4 protein-coding genes are annotated in these 4,087 nt (G+C 71.5%); all 4 read left to right on the top strand.

The features are described 5' to 3' along the window. Positions 1-528 (top strand): glutamate ligase domain-containing protein (locus BGO22_RS01405; RefSeq protein WP_286848452.1); only part of this gene is annotated, 528 nt, incomplete at its 5' end. A 38-nt stretch (positions 529-566) separates the two neighbouring features. Next, entirely contained in the window at positions 567-1,844 is a 1,278-nt protein-coding gene (ftsW, locus tag BGO22_RS01400) for a putative lipid II flippase FtsW (RefSeq protein WP_070397242.1), read from the top strand. Positions 1,845-1,870: 26 nt separating this feature from the next. Continuing rightward, the gene (gene murG, locus BGO22_RS01395; RefSeq protein ID WP_070397746.1) at positions 1,871-2,923 is read left to right on the top strand and encodes an undecaprenyldiphospho-muramoylpentapeptide beta-N-acetylglucosaminyltransferase; all 1,053 of its coding nucleotides are present in this window, start codon (positions 1,871-1,873) and stop codon (positions 2,921-2,923) included. Further along, a partial coding sequence (gene murC / locus BGO22_RS01390; RefSeq protein ID WP_286848450.1) for a UDP-N-acetylmuramate--L-alanine ligase occupies positions 2,920-4,087 on the top strand: 1,168 nt, incomplete at its 3' end. The genes murG and murC, both read left to right, overlap by 4 nt.

The following is a 4,087-nucleotide window of genomic DNA, read 5'->3' as shown; positions in this document are numbered from 1 at the left end:
TCCACCGGCGCGCCGCTGGCGCCCATGCTGCACGGCCTGCGCGAGTACCGCGGCGAGCCGCACCGCATGGAGCCCGTGGCCATCGTGGACGAGGTCGAGTACTTCGACGACAGCAAGGGCACCAACGTGGGCGCCACACTGGCGGCCGTCAATGGCCTGGGCGCCGAGCGCCGGCTGGTGGTGATCCTGGGCGGCGACGGCAAGGGCCAGGATTTCCTCCCGTTGGCCGGGCCGCTGGCGCGCCATGCGCGTGCCGTCGTCCTGATTGGCCGCGACGCGCCGCGGGTGCGCGCTGCCGTGGAGGAGGCGCTGCGCGGTGCCGGCGTGCCCCTGCACGACGCGGGCGAACTCGCGGCCGCCGTGCCCCTGGCCGCCGAGCTCGCGCGCCCTGGCGATGCCGTGTTGATGTCGCCGGCCTGCGCCAGCCTGGACCAGTTCCGCAACTACGTGCACCGCGGCGAGGTGTTCGTCGCCGCCGTGCGCGAGCTCGCCGAGGCGCGCGGCATGAGCCTGGAGGGCGGCCTGTGAGCCGGCGCAAGGCCACTGCCGCCCCGGGGCCCGGCCGGATGGCCCGCCTCGGGGCCGGCCTGCGCGAGCGGCTGCGCGGCTGGCTGCCGTCCTGGGCCGCCGGCGCGCTGGTGGGCGCGGGCGGCGATGGCATCCCGGTGCGCCTGTCCAGCCGCAGCTACGGTCGGCAGCGCGGCGCGCCGGTGGGGGTCACCGGCTTCGACCAGCCGCTGCTGTGGGTGGTGTTCTCGCTGATGGCCTGGGGCCTGGTGATGGTCTATTCGGCCTCCATCGCGCTGCCCGACAACCCGCGCTTCGAAAACTACGCGCACACGCACTTCGTGCTGCGCCATGGCCTGTCGATGGCGATCGCCTTCGTCGCCGCGCTGCTGGCCTTTCAGGTGCCCATGCAGCGCTGGGAGCAACTCGCGCCCTGGCTGTTCGGCCTCGCGTTGCTGCTCATGGTGGTGGTGCTGGTGGTGGGCAAGGGCGTCAACGGCGCGCACCGCTGGATCTCGTTGGGCGTGATGAACTTCCAGCCCTCCGAGCTGGGCAAGCTCGCGGTGTTGCTCTATGCCGCCAGCTACATGGTCCGCAAGATGGAGATCAAGCAGAATTTCTGGCAGGCCGTGCTGCCCATGGCCGTGGCCCTGGGCGTGGTGGGCGTGCTGCTGCTGGCCCAACCCGACATGGGCGCCTTCATGGTGATCGTGGTCATCGCCATGGGCATCCTGTTCCTGGGCGGCGTCAACGCGCGCATGTTCTTCCTCATCGCCCTGGTGGTGGTGGGCGCTTTCGCGCTGATGATCATGGCCAGCGAGTGGCGCCGCGAGCGCATCTTCGCCTACCTCGATCCCTGGAGCGCCGAGCACGCCCTGGGCAAGGGCTACCAGCTCTCGCATGCGCTGATCGCCTTCGGTCGCGGTCAGATCTTCGGCGTGGGCCTGGGCGGCAGCGTGGAAAAGCTCAACTGGCTGCCCGAGGCGCACACCGACTTCCTGCTCGCCGTCATCGGCGAGGAGTTCGGCCTGCTGGGCGTGCTCACACTGATCGCCCTGTTCCTGTGGCTCACGCGGCGCATCATGCACATTGGCCGCCAGGCCATCGCGCTCGACCAGGTCTTCTCCGGCCTGGTGGCGCAGGGCGTGGGCCTGTGGTTCGGCTTCCAGGCCTTCATCAACATCGGCGTGAACCTGGGCGCGCTGCCCACCAAGGGTCTGACGCTGCCCTTCATGAGCTACGGCGGCTCGGCCATCCTGCTCAACCTGGTCGCGCTGGCGGTCGTGCTGCGGGTGGATTTCGAGAACCGCCAGATGATGAAGGGGGGCCGCACGTGAGCACACGCCCGCCCTGCGCCCTGATCATGGCTGGCGGCACCGGCGGCCATATCTTCCCCGGGCTCGCGGTGGCCGAGGCGCTGCGCGCGCGCGGCTGGCGCGTGCACTGGCTGGGCGCGCCGGGCAGCATGGAAAGCCGGTTGGTGCCGCCGCGCGGCTTCGCGCTCGAGACCGTCGAATTCGGCGGCCTGCGCGGCAAGGGCCTGGTCACGAAGCTGCTGCTGCCGCTGAACCTGCTGCGCGCCTTCTGGCAGAGCCTGCAGGTGGTGCGCCGCGTGAAGCCCGACGTGCTGGTGGGCCTGGGCGGCTACATCACCTTCCCGGGCGGGATGATGGGCGTGCTGCTGGGCAAGCCCCTGGTGCTGCACGAACAGAACTCCATCGCGGGTCTGGCGAACAAGGTGCTGGCCGAAGTGGCCGACCGCCGCTTCTGCGCCTTCCCGAACGCGCTGTCCAAGGCCGAGTGGGTGGGCAACCCGATGCGCGCGGCCTTTCTGAACCAGCCCGCGCCGGCCGAGCGCTTCGCGGGCCGCACGGGCCCGTTGCGCCTGCTGGTGGTGGGCGGCAGCCTGGGCGCGCAGGCGCTCAACCGTGTCGTGCCGCAGGCGCTGGCCCTGATCCCCGCGGCCCAGCGCCCGGTGGTGCTGCACCAGAGCGGCGAGAAGCAGATCGACGAGCTGCGCGCCAACTACGCCAGCGCCGGCGCGGCGGCCGACCTCACCCCCTTCATCGAGGACACCGCCAGCGCCTACGCCGAGGCCGACCTGGTGATCGGCCGCGCCGGCGCCAGCACGGTGACCGAACTGGCCGCCGTGGGCGCGGCCTCGCTGCTGGTGCCGTTTCCGGCCGCGGTGGACGACCACCAGACGCACAACGCGCGTTTCCTGGTCGACGCGGGCGCGGCCTGGCTGGAGGCGCAGGCCGGCCTCACGCCCGACAAGCTCGCCCTGCTGCTGCAGGGCCTGGACCGCGCCCAGCTGCAGGCCATGGCCGAAAAGGCGCGCGCCGTGGCCAAGACCGGCGCCACCGAGGCCGTGGTCGGCGCCTGCCTCGAACTCGCGAAAGTCAGAACCGAATGAAGCACGCCATCCGTCACATCCACTTCGTCGGCATCGGCGGCGCGGGCATGAGCGGCATCGCCGAGGTGCTGCTCAACCAGGGCTACACCGTCTCCGGCAGCGACCTGGGCGAGAGTGCGACGACGCGCCGACTCGAGTCCCTGGGCGCGAAGGTCTGCATCGGCCACGAGGCCAGGCACATCGAGGGCGCCGACGCCATCGTCACCTCCACCGCCGTGAAGGCCGACAACCCCGAAGTGGTGGCCGCGCACGCCAGGCTGGTGCCGGTGGTGCCGCGTGCGGTGATGCTGGCCGAGCTGATGCGCATGAAGAAGGGCGTGGCCATCGCCGGCACGCACGGCAAGACCACCACCACCAGCCTGGTGGCCAGCGTGCTGGCCGAGGCCGGCCTGGACCCGACCTTCGTGATCGGCGGGCGCCTGAACAGCGCCGGCGCCAACGCGGCCCTGGGCAGCGGCGAGTACATCGTGGTCGAGGCCGACGAGTCCGACGCCTCCTTCCTCAACCTGCTGCCGGTGATCTCGGTCGTCACCAACATCGACGCCGACCACATGGACACCTACGGCCACGACTTCGGCCGCCTCAAGGCTGCCTTCGTGGACTTCCTGCACAAGATGCCGTTCTACGGCGCGGCCGTGGTCTGCGTGGACGACGCCGCGATCCGCGAGATCCTGCCGCAGATCGCACGCCCCATCACCAGCTACGGCCTGAGCGAGGATGCCCAGGTGCGCGCGCTGAACGTGCGCGCGGTCGGTGGCCAGATGCACTTCACCGTGCAGCGCCGCAACGGCGTGGCCCTGCCCGATCTCGACGTGGTGCTCAACCTGCCGGGCCAGCACAACGTGCTCAACGCGCTCGCCGCCATCGGCATCGCGGTCGAGCTGGGCGTGCCCGACGCGGCCGTGCTGCAGGCGCTGGCCAGCTTCAAGGGCGTGGGCCGGCGCTTCCAGCGCTATGGCGAGGCACGCCTGGCCGACGGCGGCCACGCCACCATCGTCGACGACTACGGCCACCACCCGGTGGAGATGGCCGCGACCATCGCTGCCGCGCGCGGCGCCTTCCCGGGGCGGCGCCTGGTGCTGGCCTTCCAGCCGCACCGCTACACCCGCACGCGCGACTGCTTCGAGGACTTCGTGAAGGTCATCGGCCAGGCCGACGCCGTGC

This window comes from Hydrogenophaga sp. 70-12 (genome assembly GCF_001897365.1).
GTDB classification, from domain to species: Bacteria; Pseudomonadota; Gammaproteobacteria; order Burkholderiales; family Burkholderiaceae_C; genus Hydrogenophaga; species Hydrogenophaga borbori.
This window is presented reverse-complemented; position numbering and strand designations above follow the sequence as displayed.